Annotated in this window: 2 protein-coding genes; both read left to right on the top strand. The window is 75.0% G+C overall.

The genetic code is table 11. From position 1 onward, the window contains the following. The first annotated feature begins 2 nt into the window (after window positions 1–2). Window positions 3–6,647 (top strand): SDR family NAD(P)-dependent oxidoreductase, encoded by a 6,645-nt coding sequence (locus ACFYXE_RS07810; protein ID WP_389310080.1) that lies wholly within the window; start codon window positions 3–5, stop codon window positions 6,645–6,647. 52 nt (window positions 6,648–6,699) lie between these two features. After that, window positions 6,700–18,867: an SDR family NAD(P)-dependent oxidoreductase gene (locus ACFYXE_RS07815; protein WP_389310083.1), complete on the top strand. Its 12,168-nt coding sequence runs from the start codon at window positions 6,700–6,702 to the stop codon at window positions 18,865–18,867. Window positions 18,868–18,895 lie beyond the last annotated feature (28 nt).

Genomic DNA, 18,895 nt, shown 5'->3' on the forward strand with positions numbered 1-18,895 from the left:
ACATGGCGAGTGAAGAGCAACTGGTCGAGTATCTGCGCAGGGTGACCACCGAGCTCCACGACACGCGCCGACGGCTGGCGCAGGAGGAGGAGCGCCGCCAGGAGCCCGTGGCCCTCGTCGGCATGGCCTGCCGCTTCCCCGGCGGCGTGGCCTCCCCGGAGGACCTCTGGGACCTGGTCGCCGCGGGCAAGGACGCCATCGAGGACTTCCCCGCCGACCGGGGCTGGGACCTGGCGGGGCTCTACCACCCGGACCCCGCCCATTACGGCACCAGCTATGTGCGCCATGGCGGATTCGTGGACGACGCGGGCTCCTTCGACGCCGACTTCTTCGGCATCAGCCCGCGCGAGGCGCTCGCGATGGACCCGCAGCAGCGGCTCATGCTGGAGACGTCCTGGGAGCTCTTCGAGCGCTCCGGCATCGACCCCGTCTCCCTCAAGGGCAGCCGCACCGGCGTCTACGCCGGGGTGTCCAGCGAGGACTACATGTCCCAACTGCCCCGCATCCCCGAGGGGTTCGAGGGCCACGCCACCACCGGCAGCCTCACCAGTGTCATCTCCGGCCGGGTCGCCTACCACTACGGCCTGGAAGGGCCCGCCGTCACCGTCGACACGGCCTGCTCCGCCTCCCTTGTCGCCATCCACCTGGCGGCCCAGTCGCTGCGCCAGCGCGAGTGCGACCTGGCCCTCGCGGGCGGCGTGCTGGTCCTCTCGAGCCCGCTGATGTTCACCGAGTTCTGCCGCCAGCGGGGCCTGGCCCCCGACGGCCGCTGCAAGCCGTTCGCCGCGGCGGCCGACGGCACCGGCTTCTCCGAGGGCATCGGCCTGCTCCTGCTGGAACGGCTCTCCGACGCCCGCCGCAACGGCCACCACGTCCTCGCCGTCATCCGCGGCTCGGCGGTGAACCAGGACGGCGCGAGCAACGGCCTGACCGCCCCCAACGACGCGGCGCAGGAACAGGTCATCCGGGCCGCCCTCGACAACGCCCGGCTCACCCCCGCCGAGGTCGACACGGTCGAGGCCCACGGCACCGGCACCAGGCTGGGCGACCCCATCGAGGCAGGCGCCCTGCTCGCCACCTACGGCCAGCACCGCGAGCGCCCCCTGCTGCTCGGCTCCCTCAAGTCCAACATCGGCCACACCCACGCCACGGCGGGTGTCGCCGGGGTCATCAAGACCGTCATGGCCATCCGCAACGGCGTGGTGCCCGCGACCCTCCACGTCGAGGAACTGAGCCCGCACGTCGACTGGGACGCGGGCGCCGTCGAGGTCGTCACGGAGTCCACCGAATGGCCCGAGACCGGCCGCCCGCGCCGGGCGGGCGTGTCCGCCTTCGGCATCTCGGGCACGAACGCCCACCTGATCCTGGAGCAGGCACCCGAGGAGGCCGCCGAGGCGGCCCCCGCCGACGACCGGCACGAGAAGCAGGAGCACGCACCGGGCGCGGTCGTGCCGTGGCTGATATCCGCCCGCACCGAGGAAGCGCTCCGCGAACAGGCGCGCCGTCTGGCCGACTTCGTCGCGGGCGACCCCGAGGCGCTGCCCACGGAGGTCGGCTGGTCCCTGGCCACGACACGGTCGGTCTTCGAGCGCAGGGCCGTCGTCGTCGGCCCCGACCGCGACGCACTGACGGACGGCCTGGAAGCCTTGGCCTCGGGCGCGACGGCACCCGGTGTCGTGTCCGGGGTGGCCGGGGATGTGGGCGCGGGGCCGGTGCTGGTCTTTCCCGGGCAGGGGTCTCAGTGGGTGGGCATGGGTGCTCAGCTTCTGGATGAGTCTGCGGTGTTCGCGGCGCGGATTGAGGAGTGTGAGCGCGCGCTTTCGGCGTATGTGGACTGGTCGTTGTGTGAGGTGTTGCGGGGGGATGGTGCTGAGCTGGCCCGGGTTGAGGTTGTTCAGCCGGTGCTGTGGGCGGTGATGGTGTCGCTGGCTGCGGTGTGGGCGGATTGTGGGATCACTCCGGCTGCGGTGGTGGGGCATTCGCAGGGCGAGATGGCTGCCGCCTGTGTGGCCGGTGCGCTGTCCCTGGAGGACGCCGCCCGGATCGTGGCTGTACGCAGTGACGCGTTGCGCCGGTTGATGGGGCGCGGTGACATGGCGTCCGTGGGGGCGGGTGCGGAGGTGGCCGCCGAGTTGATCGGGGACCGGCCGGGCGTGTGCGTCGCGGCCGTCAATGGGCCGTCTTCTACGGTGGTGTCGGGGCCGCCGGAGCATGTGGCTGCGGTGGTGGCGCAGGCTCAGGAGCGTGGTCTTCGTGCCCGGGTGATCGACGTCGGCTACGCCTCTCACGGGCCTCAGATCGACGAGTTGCACGACCTGCTGACCGAGCGCCTGGCCGACATTCGGCCGGTTGCCACTGACGTGGCGTTCTACTCGACCGTCACGGCCGAGCGCCTGAGGGACACCACGGCGCTGGACACGGAGTACTGGGTCACCAATCTGCGTCAGCCGGTCCGTTTCGCCGACACCATCGACGCTCTTCTCGCCGACGGCTACCGGCTGTTCATCGAGGCCAGTCCCCACCCCGTCCTCAACCTCGGTATGGAGGAGACGATCGAGCGGGCGGACGTCTCCGCCTCGGTGATCCCCACCCTGCGCCGCGACCACGGCGATGCCGCCCAGCTCGCCCGTTCCGCCGCGCAGGCGTTCGTCGCGGGTGCCGACGTCGACTGGCGGCGCTGGTTCCCGGCCGAGCCGACCCCTCGTACCGTCGATCTGCCCACGTACGCCTTCCAGCGTCGGCGCTACTGGCTCGCCGACAGCGTGACGCGCGACCTGGGCCGGGACCGGTCCGCGGGGTCGGGGCACGCGCAGTTGACCACCGCGGTCGCCCTCGCCGACGGGGGAGTGGTGCTGGGCGGCGAGGTGTCCGCCGGGGGCAGCGGGCGGCTCGGCGGGCACGTGGTGGCCGGGACCGTGCTGGTGCCGGGCGCCGCGCTGGTGGAGTGGGTGCTGCGGGCCGCCGACGAGGCGGGCTGCGGCACCGTCGAAGAGCTGACGCTGCAGGCGCCGCTGGTGCTGCCCGAGTCCGGTGGGGTCGAGGTCCAGGTGGCCGTGGGCGCGGCGGACGAGCAGGGGCGGCGTGACGTACGCGTGTACTCGCGGGCCGGTCAGGACCCGGCGGCGGAGTGGGTGTGTCATGCCGTCGGCGAGCTGGGACGCGAGGCCGTGGTGCGGCCCGTGCCGCAGCGCGGGCCGTGGCCTCCGGCGGGCGCCGAACCCGTGGAGCTGAACGGCTTCTACGACGGAGTCGCCGCCGCCGGGTATGCGTACGGGCCCGCCTTCCGGGGGCTGCGCGCGCTGTGGCGGCACGGTGAGGACCTGCTGGCGGAGGTGGAGCTGCCCGAAGAGGCCGGTACCCACGACGGGTTCGGCATCCACCCGGCGCTCCTGGACGCGGCCCTGCACCCGCTGCTCGCCCGGCGGGACGGTGCCGCGGACGGGCAGGTGCTGCTGCCGTTCACCTGGAGCGGTGTGTCGCTGTGGGCCACCGGGGCCACCACCGTGCGGGTACGGATCTCCGGGCTGCGCGGCGGCGCCGAGGAGACCGTCTCCCTGACGGTGACCGATCCCGTCGGCGGGCCCGTGGCGGACGTGGTGGAGCTGCGTCTGCGGTCCACGAGTGCCCAGCAGGTGCGGGCGGCGGCGGGTCCCGGGACGGACGGGCTGTACGAGCTGCGGTGGACGCCGCTCGCGAGTTCCCGTACCGGCGACGGAGCCGGCGCCGACGATGTCGTCCTCGCGGCGCTGGACAGCACGTCGCTGGACAATGCGGCGCTGGACAACGTGTCGCGCCCGGGCCGGAACCTCGGTCTCGACCTCGGAGATCGCCGGGTCTTCGCCGGTCTCGGCGAGCTCGTCGCTTCGGCGGCCGGGCGGCCCTCCGCCGTGCTGGTGCCCGTGAGCAGCGCGGGAGAGGACGCGCTCGCTCTCACCGGGCGCGTGCTGGGCGTGATGCAGGAGTTCTTGGCCGCGTCCGAACTGGACCAGTCGCGGCTGGTCTTCGTGACCCGGGGCGCGGTGGACGCGGCCGACCCCGCCGATGGGGCGGGCGTGCCGCGTGCGGCGGACCCGGCGGGCGCCGCTGTGTGGGGTCTGGTCCGCAGTGCGCAGTCCGAGAACCCGGACCGGTTCGTGCTCGTCGACGTCGACGTCGATACCGACGCGTCGCCCGGCCCCGTTCCCGGAGCCGCCGAGCTGTCCGCCGCCGTCCGGTCGGCCGTCGACGCCGGGGAACCCCAAGTGGCCCTGCGCGGCGGCCGGGTGCTCGTCCCCCGCTGGGCGCGGGCCGACACGTCCGCCGGGCTGTCCGGGCCGCCCGGGGCGCGGGCCTGGCGGCTCGTGGGCGGGACGTCCGGCACGCCGGACGGCGTCGAGGCGCGGGCCTGCGACGAGGTGCTGCTCCCGCTGGAACCGGGGCAGGTCCGCGTCGCCGTGCACGCGGCGGGCGTCAACTTCCGTGACGTACTGATCGCGCTCGGCATGTACCCGGACCCGGGCGCGCTGCCCGGCACCGAGGCGGCCGGCGTGGTGACGGAGGTCGGTCCGGGAGTGACCCGCCTCGCCGTGGGCGACCGCGTGATGGGCATGCTGGACGGCGCCTTCGGCCCGTGGGCCGTGGCCGACGCGCGCATGCTGGCGCCCGCCCCGGCCGACTGGGACACCCGGCAGGCCGCCGCCGCCCCGGCGGCGTTCCTGACGGCTTGGTACGGGTTGGTGGAGCTGGCCGGGCTGAAGGCGGGCGAGCGGGTGCTGATCCACGCGGCCACCGGTGGCGTGGGGATGGCGGCGGTGCAGATCGCCCGGCACCTGGGTGCCGAGGTGTTCGCCACCGCGAGTCCGGCCAAACACGCCGTGCTGGAGGAGATGGGCATCGACGCGGCCCACCGCGCGTCCTCCCGCGACACCGCCTTCGAGGACGCGGTCCTGCGGACCACGGACGGTCACGGCGTGGACGTCGTGCTCAACAGCCTCACCGGTGAACTCCTCGACGCCTCGCTGCGGTTGCTGGGGGAGGGCGGCCGGTTCGTGGAGATGGGCAAGAGCGATCCCCGCGACCCCGAGCTGATCGCGCTGACCCACCCCGGAGTGTCGTACGACGCCTTCGACCTGGTCGCCGACGCCGGGCCCGAACGGCTCGGGCAGCTGCTCGACCGGCTCGGCGGGCTCTTCGCCGACGGCACGCTGGTGCCGCTGCCCGTCGCGGCCCGGCCGCTCGGGCGGGCACGGGAGGCGTTCCGGTTCATGAGCCGGGCGCAGCACACCGGCAAACTGGTCCTCGACGTGCCCGCGCCGCTCGACCCCGAGGGCACGGTCCTGATCACCGGCGGCACGGGCACCATCGGTGCCGCCGTGGCCGAACATCTGGCCCGCACCGGGGAGAGCCGGCGGCTGCTCGTCGTCAGCCGCAGCGGCTCCGCTGCCGACGGCGCCGACGAACTCGCCGCACGGGTCGCCGAGTCGGGAGCGGAGGTCACCTTCGTGGCCGCCGACGTGAGCGAACCCGGCGCGGTCGCCGAGGTGATCGCCGGGATCGATCCGGCACACCCGCTGACCGGTGTCGTGCACGCCGCCGGAGTGCTCGACAACGCCCTGATCGGCGCGCAGGGCCCCGAGCGACTCGCCCAGGTGTGGGCGGCGAAGGCCGCCGCCGCGGACCACCTGCACGAGGCGACCCGGGACATGCGGCTCGGCCTGTTCGTGCTGTTCTCCTCCTTCGCCTCCACCCTGGGCACCCCGGGGCAGGCCAACTATGCGGCGGCGAACGCCTATTGCGACGCGGTGGCGGCCCGCCGCCGCACGGAAGGACTCGCGGGGCTGTCCGTGGCGTGGGGGCTGTGGGAGGCGACGAGCGGGCTGACCGGCACGCTGTCCGCCGCCGACCGGGCCCGCATCGACCGGTACGGCATCAAGCCGACCGGCGCGGCCCGCGGCTGCGCCCTGCTGACCGCCGCGCGCGCCCACGGGCGCCCCGACCTGCTCGCCATGGACCTCGACGCCCGGGTCCCCGCCGCGTCCGACGCCGCTGTACCCGCCGTGCTGCGGGCCCTGGCGTCGGCCGGCACGCCCGGCGCCGCCCGGCCCACCGCTGCCGCGGCCGGCGGGGCGACGGACTGGCCGTCCCGGCTCGCGGGCCTCGGTGAGCAGGACAGGATCGACGTCCTGACCGGCCTGGTCCGCACCCACGCGGCCGGGGTCCTCGGGCACGCCGACCCGGACGCGGTGCAGGTCGACACGCCGTTCAAGGAGCTCGGGTTCGACTCCCTGACCGCCGTCGAACTGCGCAACCGGCTCGCCGCCGCGACGGGCCTGAAGCTGCCCGCGGCCCTGGTCTTCGACTACCCGCAGGCCCACGTGCTCGCCGCCCACCTGGCCGAACGGCTCGCCCCCGACGGGGCACGACCCGCCGGCGACATGACCGCGCAGGTCCTGCAGGAGGTGGCCCGGGTCGAGCACGCCCTGTCCGCCGGCGTCGCACAGGGCCTCGACGAGGCGGCCGTCGCGGCCCGCCTGGAGGCGCTGCTCGCCCGCTTCACCGGCACGACGGCGACGACGGCGGCGGTCGACGGGGACGACGCGGCGGACCACCTGGAGGCGGCCACCGCCGAACAGGTACTGGACTTCATCGACAACGAACTCGGGGTGTGAGCCGCATGACGGCCGCACGCCCTGCGATCACGGGCGGGGAGCTAAAGCGCACATGGTGAGCGAAGAGAAACTGGTCGACTACCTCAAGCGTGTCTCCGCGGACCTGCACGCCACCCGGCAGCGGCTGCGCGAGGCGGAGGGACGCGGCCAGGAACCGGTGGCCGTGGTCGAGATGGCCTGCCGCTACCCCGGCGGGGTCCGCACCCCCGAAGAGCTGTGGGACCTGGTCGACGCGGGCGGCAACGCCCTGGGCGCCTTCCCCGACAACCGGGGCTGGGACCTGGAACGGCTCTTCCACCCGGACCCCGACCACCCGGGCACGAGCTACGCCCGCGAGGGCGGATTCCTCCACGACGTCGACGAGTTCGACCCCGAGTTCTTCGGCATCAGCCCGCGCGAGGCCGCCGCCCTCGACCCGCAGCAGCGGCTCCTCCTGGAGTGCGCCTGGGAGGCCCTGGAGCGCGCGGGCATCGACCCGCACTCCCTGCAGGGCAGCCGTACCGGCGTGTACGCGGGCGCTGCCCTGCCCGGCTTCGGCACCCCGCACATCGACCCCGCCGCCGAGGGCCACCTGGTCACCGGCAGCGCCCCGAGCGTCCTCTCGGGCCGGCTCGCCTACACCTTCGGCCTGGAAGGCCCGGCGGTGACGATCGACACGGCCTGCTCGTCGTCGCTCGTCGCCGTGCACCTGGCCGCCCACGCGCTGCGGCAGCGCGAGTGCGATCTGGCGCTCGCGGGCGGCGTCACCGTCATGACCAACCCGTACGTGTTCACGGAGTTCTCGCGCCAGCGCGGACTGGCCGCCGACGGCCGGTGCAAGCCGTTCGCCGCGGCCGCCGACGGCACGGCCTTCTCCGAGGGCGCCGGACTCCTCGTACTGGAGCGCCTCTCCGACGCCCGCAGGGCCGGCCACCGCGTGCTCGCCGTGATCCGCGGCTCCGCGGTCAACCAGGACGGCGCGAGCAACGGCCTGACCGCCCCCAACGGCCCGGCCCAGCAGCGCGTCATCCGTGCCGCCCTGGCCGGTGCCCGGCTGTCCGCCGCCGAGGTCGACGCGGTCGAGGCGCACGGCACCGGCACCCGCCTCGGCGACCCCATCGAAGCCGACGCGCTGCTGGCGACGTACGGCCGGGAGCGGCACGAGGACCGGCCGTTGTGGCTCGGCTCGGTCAAGTCCAACATCGGCCACACCCAGGGCGCGGCCGGTGCCGCAGGGCTGATCAAAATGGTGCAGGCGCTGCGCCACCAGACGCTCCCCGCCACGCTGTACGCCGACGAGCCCACTCCGCACGCCGACTGGGAGTCGGGCGGGGTGCGCCTGCTCACCGAATCCGTGCCGTGGCCGCGGGGCGAGCGCACCCGCCGTGCGGGCATCTCCTCCTTCGGCATCTCCGGCACCAACGCCCACCTCATCCTCGAAGAGGCGCCCCGAACCGACACCGACGACATCGACGACGGCGACGACGGCGACGGGGGAGACCCGCGCCGCGAGGCACCCCTGCGGACCGCGACCCCGACCGCCGCGACCACTGCCACCGCCGCAACTACCGCCAGCGCCGCGACCACTGCCACCGCCGCTCCCCGCGCCACCGCCACCGCCGCGGCCGACGGACAGCGGCAGGCGCTGCCCTGGCTGCTGTCCGCCCGCACCCCCGCCGCGCTGCGCGCCCAGGCCGACGCGCTGGCCGGGCACCTCGCCGCCCACCCCGACGGCTCCACCGCCGACGTAGCCGCCACCCTGCTGGGCCGCAGCCTCTTCGAACACCGCGCGGTGGTACTCGGCGCCGACCACGACGAGCGCGCCGCCGCACTGACCGCGCTCGCCACCGGCCGCAGCCACCCCGCCCTGACCGGCGCCGCGGGCCCCGCCAGGCCCGGCGGCACCGCCTTCCTGTTCACCGGCCAGGGCAGTCAACGCCCCGGCATGGGCGCCCGGTTGTACGCGGACTTCGGCGTCTTCGCCGAGGCCGTCGACGAGATCTGCGGCCACCTCGACGGGCAACTCGAACAGCCCCTGCGGCCCGTCCTGTTCGCCCCCGCCGACAGCGCCGGTGCGGCCGCCCTGCACGCCACCGGCACGACCCAGGCCGCCCTGTTCGCCCTCGAAGCGGGCCTGTACCGCCTGGTCACCTCCCTCGGCATCACCCCCAGCCACCTCACCGGCCACTCGGTCGGCGAGATCGCCGCCGCCCACGCGGCCGGGGTGCTCTCCCTCGCGGACGCCTGCACGCTGGTCGCCGCCCGCGGACGCCTCATGCAGGCGCTGCCCGCCGGGGGTGCCATGCTCGCCGTCCAGGCCCCCGAGGACACCGTCCTCGACCTGATCGCCGGACAGGAGGAGCGCCTGTCGCTCGCCGCCGTCAACGGCCCCGCCGCCGTCGTCGTGTCCGGCGACGCCGACGCCGTCGCCGAGGTCGAGAAGACGCTGCGCGGGCGCGGGCACAAGACCAAGCGCCTCAACGTCAGCCACGCCTTCCACTCGCCGCTCATCGAGCCGATGCTCGACGACTTCCGGTCCGTCGCCCGCACGCTGACCTTCCACGCGCCGACGCTGCCCCTCGTCTCCAACCTCACCGGCCGCCTCGCCGACGCCGACCTCGTCACCGACCCCGAATACTGGGTGCGGCACGTCCGCCGACCCGTGCGCTTCTACGACGGACTGCGCGCCCTCGACGGCCAGAACGTGGTGCGCTACCTGGAACTGGGACCCGACCCCGTCCTGGCCACCATGGTCCAGGACTGCCTGCCCGCGCCCGCCGACGACGACCGGTCCGCGCCGCTCGTCGCCGCCACCCTGCGCGCCGCACACGACGAGACCCGCACCCTGGTCTCTGCCGTCGCCGCGCTCCACACCGACGGCCAGTCCGCCGACCTCGCGGCCCTCCTGCCCACGGGCACCGGCCGACTGCCGCTGCCCACCTACCGGTTCCAGCGCCGCCGCTACTGGCGGGCCGCCCCCGACGCCGCCGCCCCCGCCCGCGCCGCCGACCTCCAGGAGACCGGCCACCCGATCCTGCCCGCCGTCATCCACCGGGCCGACGGCGGCCTCCTGCTCGCCGGACGCCTCTCCCTGCGTACGCACCCCTGGCTCGCCGACCACGCCATCGCGGGCGGCGTCCCGTTCCCCGCCACCGCCTTCGTCGACCTCGCCCTGCTCGCCGGGCGGCACGCCGACTGCGACACCGTCGACGACCTCACCCTGGAGACCCCGCTCCTGCTCGACGACACCGGGACCGGCGCGGGCGCCGGCGCCGTCCACGTACAACTCGCCCTCACCGCACCCGACGCGACCGGCCGCCGCACCCTGACCGTCCACACCCGCCCCGCGGACGACACCGACACCACCGACGACCCGGCCGGCGACGGCTGGCGGCGGCACGCCACCGGCATCCTCACCGCGGGGCCCGCCCCCGCACCCGCCGCCCCCGACCCCGCCGCCTGGCCGCCCGCCGACGCCACCCCCCTCGACGTCGACGCGCTGTACGACCGCCTCGACACGCAGGGATACCGCTACGGCCCCGCCTTCCGCGCCGTCCACACCGCCTGGCGGCACGGCGACGACCTGTACGCCGACATCCGCCTCGCCGACGAACAGCGCGCCGACGCAAGCGCGTTCGCCCTCCACCCCGCCCTGCTCGACGCCGCCCTGCACGCCGTCGACGAGCTCTACCAGGACACGCAGGACACCACGGAACCGCCCGTACGGCTGCCGTTCTCCTTCAACGACGTACGCCACCACGCCACCGGCGCGACCCACCTGCGGGCCCACCTCGCCCCCCGCGGCGACGACCAGCTCCGACTCACCCTCACCGACACCGAAGGCGCACCCGTCGCCACCGTCGGCACCCTGCAACTGCGCCTCGTCCCCGCCGACCGCTGGCACGCCGCCCGCCCGGCGTCCACACTCCCACTGCACCACCTGCACTGGCAGCCGCTCCCGCTGCCCGGCACCACCACGGACACCGCCACCTGGGCCGCGCTCGGACCCGACGACGCGGGCCTCGGCCCCGCCGCCCACCACCCGGACCTCGCCGCCCTCACCGCCGCCGTCGCGGACGGCCGCCCCGTGCCGGACGTCGTCCTCGCGACCCTGCCCGCCGAGGACACGCGGGCCGACATCCCCGCGCGCCTGCGCGCCCGGACCCGGCACGCCCTGGACCTCGTCCGCGCCTGGTGCGCCACCGACGCCCTCCCCGGCGCCCGGCTCGTCCTCCTCACCGACGGCGCCGTCACCGCCCGCGCCGACGACCCGCCCGCCGCACTCACCACCGCACCCGTCTGGGGCCTGGTCAGGGCCGCCCAGGCCGAACAGCCCGACCGCATCCTGCTCGTGGACACCGACCAGGACACCGCCTCCCGCCACGCCCTGCCGGCCGCCCTCACCGCCGCGACCGCGGGCGGCGAGACCCAGCTCGCCCTGCGCGCGGGCACCGCACTGGTCCCGCGCCTCACCGTCACCCCGCCCCACGACGACACGGCACCGCGCCTCACCGCCGACGGCACGGTCCTCATCACCGGCGGCACCGGCGGCCTCGGCCAGGCCGTCGCCCGCCACCTCGTCACCGCCCACGGCGCCCGCCACCTGCTCCTCGCCGGCCGCCGCGGCGAGACCGCCGACGGACTCGCCGCCCTGCGCGCCGACCTCGCGCCCCACGACGCCGACATCCGCGTCGCCGCCTGCGACATCACCGACAAGGACGCGCTCACCGCCCTCGTGACCGGCATCCCCGCCGCACACCCGCTGACCGCCGTCGTCCACACGGCGGGCGTCATCGATGACAGCCTCATCACCGCGATGACCCCCGAACGCCTCGACGCCGTCCTCGCACCGAAGGCCGACGCCGCCTGGCACCTGCACGAACTCACCCAGGACCTGCCGCTCGCCGCCTTCGTCCTCTTCTCCTCCGGCGCCTCCGTCCTCGGCAACGGCGGCCAGTCCAACTACGCCGCCGCCAACACCTTCCTGAACACCCTCGCCGAACACCGCCGCGCCCACGGCCTGACCGCCACCTCACTCGCCTGGGGCCTATGGGACTCCGCCTCCGGCGGCATGGGCACCCGGCTCGCCGACGCCGACCGTGCCCGCATCCACCGCACCGGCATCGCCGCCCTCGACGACGAACAGGCCCTCGCCCTCCTCGACACGGCCCTGGCCTCCCCCCACCCCACCCTCCTGGCCACCCGCTTCGACCGCGCCGTACTGCGCGGCCAAGCCGCCGCGGGCACCCTGCAACCCGCCCTGCGCTCCCTGGTCCGCACCCCCCGGACGACGACGGCCACCGCCGACGAGACGGCACCCGCCTCCTGGGCCGCACGCCTGGCCCGGCTCACCACCGCCGACCGCGACCGCGCACTGCACGACCTCGTCCGCGAACAGATCGCCACCGTCCTCGCCCACCCCGAGCCGCACTCCATCGAACTCGACCGCGCCTTCCAGGAGCTGGGCTTCGACTCACTCACCGCCCTGGAGCTGCGCAACCGCCTCTCCACGGCCACCGGCATCCGGCTCCCCGCCACCCTCGTCTTCGACCACCCCAGCCCCGGCGCCCTCGCCCGGCACCTGCGCGGCCTCCTCCCCGACGCCGAGCAGCCCACCGCCCCCGCCGCCGCCCTCCCGGCCGCGCCCGCCACGGCCACGGACGACGACCCCGTCGCCATCGTCGGCATGGCCTGCCACTACCCCGGCGGCGTCGGCTCGCCCGAGGACCTGTGGCGGCTCGTGGCCGACGGCACCGACGCCATCGGCCCGTTCCCCGAGGACCGGGGCTGGGACACCGCGGGACTCTTCGACCCCGACCCCGACCGGGTGGGCCACAGCTACACCCGCGAAGGCGGCTTCCTCTACGAAGCCGCCCGGTTCGACGCACCCTTCTTCGGCATCAGCCCCCGCGAGGCCGCCGCCACCGACCCGCAGCAGCGCCTCCTCCTCGAAACCGCCTGGCAGGCCTTCGAACACGCGGGCATCGACCCCGCCACCCTGCGCGGCACCCCCTGCGGCGTCATCACCGGGATCATGTACGACGACTACGGCTCCCGCTTCCTCGCCCGCAAGCCCGACGGCTTCGAGGGCCGCATCATGACCGGCAGCACGCCGAGCGTGGCGTCCGGCCGCGTCGCCTACACCTTCGGCCTCGAGGGCCCCGCCATCACGGTGGACACCGCCTGCTCCTCCTCGCTCGTCGCCATGCACCTCGCGGCCCAGGCGCTGCGCCAGGGCGAGTGCGACCTGGCCCTCGCGGGCGGCGTGACGGTGATGGCCACCCCGAACACGTTCGTGGAGTTCTCCCGCCAGCGCGGCCTGGCGGCCGACGGCCGCTGCAAGCCGTTCGCCGCGACCGCCGACGGCACGGGCTGGGGCGAGGGCGCGGGCCTGGTCGTCCTGGAGCGCCTCTCCGACGCCCGCCGCAAGGGCCACAAGGTCCTCGCGCTGCTCCGCGGCTCGGCGGTGAACCAGGACGGCGCCAGCAACGGCATGACCGCCCCCAACGGCCCCTCGCAGGAGCGCGTGATCCGCGCCGCCCTCGCCGGGGCGGGCCGCACCCCCGACGACGTGGACGTCGTCGAGGCGCACGGCACCGGCACGACGCTCGGCGACCCGATCGAGGCACAGGCCCTGCTGGCCACGTACGGCCAGGGCCGTTCCGGGGACCGGCCGCTGTGGCTCGGCTCGATCAAGTCGAACATCGGCCACACGCAGGCCGCGGCGGGCGTCGCGGGCGTCATCAAGATGGTGATGGCCCTCCGCAACGAACTGCTGCCCGCCACCCTGCACGTCGACGAGCCGACCCCGCACGTGGAGTGGGACGGCGGCGGCGTACGCCTGCTCACCGAGCCGGTCCCGTGGGCGAGGAGCGAGCGGGCGCGCCGGGCGGGCGTGTCGTCCTTCGGCATCTCGGGCACGAACGCGCACCTGATCCTGGAGGAGGCGCCGGAGGAGACCCCTCGGGCGACGTCCTCGGGTGCCACGCCGGCCGTGACTCCGGACGCGGCGGTGGTGCCGTGGGTGGTGTCCGGCAGGACGGTCGAGGCCCTGCGCGAACAGGCCCGCCGCTTGGCCGAGTTCGCGTCCGCCCGCCCGGAGGAGACGCCGGCCGAGGTCGGCTGGTCCCTCGCCACGACCCGCTCACTCTTCGAACACCGGGCCGTCGCCCTGGGCACGGACCACGAGACGCTGCTCGCCGGACTGCGCTCACTGGCCTCGGGCGAACCGTCGCCGGACATCGTCGAGGGATCGGTGCGGGGTCCGGCCGGGGCCGGGCCGGTGCTGGTCTTTCCTGGGCAGGGGTCTCAGTGGGTGGGCATGGGTGCTCAGCTTCTGGACGAGTCCGAGGTGTTCGCGGCGCGGATTGAGGAGTGCGAGCGCGCGCTTTCGGCGCATGTGGACTGGTCGTTGTGTGAGGTGTTGCGGGGGGATGGTGCTGAGCTGTCCCGGGTCGAGGTCGTCCAGCCGGTGTTGTGGGCGGTGATGGTGTCGCTTGCCGCCGTGTGGGCCGACTACGGGATCACCCCGGCCGCTGTCGTCGGCCACTCCCAGGGCGAGATGGCTGCCGCCTGTGTGGCCGGTGCGCTGTCACTGGAGGATGCGGCGCGGATCGTCGCCGTACGCAGTGACGCGCTGCGCCAGTTGATGGGTCACGGAGACATGGCCTCCCTCAGCACGGGCGCCGAACAAGCCGCCGAGCTCATCGGGGACCGGCCGGGCGTATGCGTCGCCGCCGTCAACGGGCCATCCTCTACCGTCATTTCGGGGCCGCCCGACCACGTGGCCGCCGTCGTCGCCGAGGCCGAAGCGCGCGGGCTGCGTGCCCGGGTGATCGACGTCGGCTACGCCTCCCACGGCCCTCAGATCGACGAGCTGCACGACCTGCTGACCGAGCGCCTGGCCGACATCCGGCCGGTTGCCACCGACGTGGCGTTCTACTCGACGGTCACCGCCGAACGCCTCACCGACACCACCGCGCTGGACACCGAGTACTGGGTCACGAACCTGCGGCAGCCGGTCCGTTTCGCCGACACCATCGACGCTCTTCTCGCCGACGGCTACCGCCTGTTCATCGAGGCCAGTGCCCACCCGGTGCTCGGTCTGGGCATGGAGGAGACCATCGAGCGGGCGGACGTCTCCGCCTCGGTGATCCCCACCCTGCGCCGCGACCACGGCGATGCCGCCCAACTCGCCCGTTCCGCCGCCCAGGCCTTCACCGCAGGCGCGGAAGTGGACTGGCGGCGCTGGTTCCCGGCCGACCCCGCCCCCCACACCATCGACCTCCCCACCTACGCCTTCCAGCACCAGCACTACTGGCTGGAGGAGCCCGCCGGGCTCGGTGGTGACGCCGCCGACCTGGGCATGGCCTCCGCCGGTCACCCGCTGCTGGGTGCCTGTGTGGAACTGGCCGAGGCAGACTCGTACCTGCTCACCGGGCGGCTCTCCCGGAAGGCGCCGAGCTGGCTCGCCGAGCACATGGTGGCCGGGGCGGCGCTGGTGCCGGGCGCGGCCCTGGTCGAGTGGGCACTGCGGGCCGCCGACGAAGCGGGCTGCACCACCGTGGACGAGCTGATGCTCCAGGCGCCGCTGGTGCTGCCCGAGTCCGGTGGGGTCCAGGTCCAGGTGGCCGTGGGCGCGGCGGACGAGCAGGGGCGGCGTGAGGTGCGCGTGTACGCCCGTCCGGATCAGGAGGGCGGAGCCGCCGCATGGGTGTGCCACGCCTTGGGCGTCGTCAGTTCTGAACCCGTGCGTGGCGCGGTCGAGTTGAGCGGGCAGTGGCCGCCGGCGCGTGCCGAAGCCCTGGACGTGGAGGACTTCTACGGGCGGGCCGAGGAGGCCGGGTACGGCTACGGGCCCGCGTTCCAAGGGGTGCGGGGGCTGTGGCGGGACGGACAGGATCTGCTCGCCGAGGTCGAGCTGCCCGAACGGGCCGGTCCGCACAACGGGTTCGGCATCCATCCGGCGCTCCTGGACGCCGCCCTGCATCCGCTGATGCTGCTCGACCGGCCCGAGGACGGGCAGCTGTGGCTGCCGTTCGCGTGGAACGGGGTGTCGCTGAGCGCCGAGCGGGCGACCCGCATCCGCGTGCGGCTGTCCCCGCAGGGGGACTCGCCCGAGCGGGACATCCGGGTGGTCATCGCCGACGGGACCGGCGCGCCCGTGCTTGCCGTGGACTCGCTGACGCTGCGGGCCGCCGATCCCGGCCGGCTGACGGCGGCGGGCCGGGGTGTCGGGGTCGACGGTCTCTACACCGTGGACTGGACGCCTCTCGCGGTCGAGTCCGCGGACCTCTCCTCCGCCGTCCCTGCGTCCGGTCCTGCCGCTCCGGGGGTGATCGACGGCGGTGAGTGGGTCCTGCTGGCCGAGGGCGCCGGTCCGGCCGACGTGGTGCCGGGCGAGGGTGACGCGCCGTGGGCGGTGGTCGCGGGGGTGGACGGTTCGGACGGCGGCGGGCTCGCCGCCGCGGAACGTGCCCTGTCCCTCGTACAGGAGTTCCTGACCGTTCCGGGGCTGGCCGGGTCGCGGCTGGTGCTGGTGACGCGGCGTGCCGTGGCCGTCGGTGGGGACGACGACGGGGACAGCGGGTGGAACGTGCACACGGACCCCGCCGCGGCGGCGGTGTGGGGGCTGGTCCGCAGCGCGCAGTCCGAACACCCGGGCCGCTTCGTCCTGCTCGACGTCGACACCGATACCGACACCGACGTCGACGACCGCGACGGGGCGGGTGCGGGGCTGCGTGGGCGTGCCGCATCCGTGGCCGGTGCGGACCTCGCCGGTCTGCCGCAGGCTCTCGTCCGGCGAGCCGTCGTCGAGCTCGACGAATCCCAACTCGCGCGTCGGGGCGACCGGTTGTCCGTACCGCGGCTGACGCCCGCCGGGGCGGCCGACGAGCTGGTGCCGCCGGTCGGTGCGACCGTCTGGCGTCTCGGCACCTCCGGCACGGCCACCCTGGACAACCTGGCGGTCGTCGACGCCCCCGAGGCCCTCGCACCGCTGGAGCCGGGGCAGGTGCGGATCGCCGTGCGCGCGGCGGGCATGAACTTCCGGGACGTGCTGATCGCACTCGGCATGTACCCCGACAAGGGCACGTTCGCGGGCAGCGAGGGTGCCGGGCACGTGACGGAGGTCGGGCCCGGCGTCACCCATCTGTCGGTCGGCGACCGGGTGATGGGCCTGTTCGAGGGGGCCTTCGCCCCGGTGGCGGTCGCGGACGCCCGAATGGTCGTCCCCGTCCCGGACGGCTGGACCTTCCAGCAGGCTGCGACGGTGCCCGTGGTGTTCCTGACGGCCTGGTACGGGCTGGTGGACCTGGGCCGCCTGCGGGCCGGGGAATCCTTGCTGATCCACGCGGGCACCGGCGGCGTCGGCATGGCCGCCACCCAGATCGCCCGCCACCTCGGCGCCGAGGTGTACGCCACGGCCGGCCCCGCCAAGCACGAGGTGCTGGACGGCATGGGCATCGACGCGGCCCACCGTGCCTCCTCCCGCGACCTCGCCTTCGAGGAGGTGCTGCGGGAGGCGACCGGCGGACGCGGCATGGACGTCGTACTGAACAGCCTGGCCGGAGAGTTCACCGACGCCTCGCTGCGGCTGCTCGCCGGGGGCGGGCGCATGGTCGACATGGGCAAGACCGACAAGCGCGACCCCGAGCAGGTCGCCGCCGACCACGCGGGCGCCTGGTACCGGGCCTTCGACCTGGTGCCGCACGCGGGACCCGACCGGATCGGTGAAATGCTGGCGGAGATGGGGGAGTTGTTCGCCTCCGGCGTGCTGGCGCCGCTGCCGGTCACCGCGTGGCCGCTGGGCCGGGCGCGCGAGGCGTTCCGGTTCATGAGCCAGGCGCGGCACACCGGCAAGCTGGCACTGGAGATACCGCCCGCGCTCGACCCGGACGGCACGATCCTCCTCACCGGGGGCACCGGAGTCCTGGCCGGGGCGGTGGCCGAGCACCTGGTACGGGAGTGGGGCGTACGCCACCTGCTGCTGGCCGGGCGACGCGGCCCGGATGCCCCCGGCAGCGGCGAACTGGTCGACAGGCTGACCGGGTTGGGGGCCGAGGTCACCGTCGTGGCGGCCGACGTCGGCGACCCGGAAGCGGTGACCGAGCTCGTCGGCAAGACGGACCCCGCACACCCGCTGACCGGTGTGATCCACGCGGCCGGTGTCCTGGACGACGCCGTCGTCACCGCGCAGACCCCCGAGAGCCTCGCCCGGGTGTGGGCGGCGAAGGCCGCCGCCGCGCACCACCTGCACGAGGCGACACGGGACCTGCCGCTCGCCCTGTTCGTCGTCTTCTCCTCCGGCGCGGCCACCCTCGGCAGCCCCGGACAGGCCAACTACGCGGCGGCCAACGCGTTCTGCGACGCGCTCGTGCAGGGCCGACGCGCCCAGGGCCTGGCGGGACTCTCCGTCGGCTGGGGGCTGTGGCGGACGGCGAGCGGCATGACCGGGCACCTGGGGGAGACGGACCTGGCGCGCATGAAACGCACCGGGTTCACGCCGCTGACCACCGAGCGGGGTCTCGCCCTGCTCGACGCGGCGCACGCCCACGGCCGTTCGTACGCCGTCGCAGTCGACCTCGACACGCGCGTCGTCGCCGCGCAGCCCGCGGCCTCCCGGCCCGTGCTGCTGCGCGCCCTGGCGGGGCCGTTGCCGGGCGGTCGGACCACCCGGCGCGCCGCGGCGGCGGCCACCGAGGTCTCGGCGGACGGGTTCGCCGCCCGGCTGGCCGGACTGCCGCCCGCCGAACGGCGCAGGCTGCTGCTCGACCTCGTCCGGGGCCATGTCGCGGGCGTACTCGGCCACACCGGCCACGACGCCGTCCGCCCCGACACGTCCTTCAAGGAGCTCGGTTTCGACTCGCTCACGGCGGTGGAACTGCGCAACCGCCTGGCGGCTGCGACCGGACTCAAACTGCCCGCCGCACTCGTCTTCGACTACCCCGAGTCCGCCACGCTCGTCGAACACCTCCTGGAGCGCCTGGCGCCCGACGGCGCGCCGCCGGCCCTCAAGGACGCGGCCGACCCGGTCCTCGCCGAACTCGGCAGGATCGAGGCCTCCTTGGAGGCGCTGACCCTGGACGACGACGCCCGGGGCCGCGTCGGCAGACGCCTCAACGCCCTGCTGACGAAGCTGAACGGCGCCGCAGCGGGCGCCGCGGCGGGCGCGGCCGACCTGGACGCGCTCGACGACGTCTCCGACGACGAGATGTTCGCGTTCATCGACCGCGAGCTGTGACCTGCTGCCCCTCCCGTCCCCTCGGCGC

Source organism: Streptomyces sp. NPDC002564 (assembly GCF_042889645.1).
Classification (GTDB): Bacteria; Actinomycetota; Actinomycetes; order Streptomycetales; family Streptomycetaceae; genus Streptomyces.